Source organism: Bowmanella yangjiangensis (assembly GCF_017255015.1).
Lineage (GTDB): Bacteria > Pseudomonadota > Gammaproteobacteria > Enterobacterales > Alteromonadaceae > Bowmanella > Bowmanella yangjiangensis.
In genome coordinates, this window is sequence record NZ_JAFKCS010000865.1 from 1 (window position 1) to 297 (window position 297).

The following is a 297-nucleotide window of genomic DNA, read 5'->3' on the forward strand; positions in this document are numbered from 1 at the left end:
TACGGCCGCATCCTGCTGGCCGGCATACCGCGCGTGCGCTACCTGGCGCGTGACCAGGACGGTGGCTTCGCCGTGGGCCACGGCCAGCTGCCGCCCGTCTGGGAAAGCCTGGCCTCACGCCTGTCGGTGGCCCAGGCCGAGGTCGCGCCCTACTGGACCGAGCTGTCCGAACTGGCGATTCATCGCCTGCAGAACCGCCAGGCGCTGCGCCAGCGGGTGGCCCGGGCCTGGCGCGGCCAGCCATGAGCTCTGCCTAATCCTTGCCCAGGCCATGCTGACGCAGCTTGTTGGCGATGG

1 pseudogene is annotated in these 297 nt (G+C 71.0%); it reads left to right on the top strand.

The window, feature by feature from the left end:
* Positions 1-246 (top strand): annotated as a pseudogene (locus J0A65_RS27005) (hypothetical protein); the annotation flags it as partial.
* Positions 247-297 lie beyond the last annotated feature (51 nt).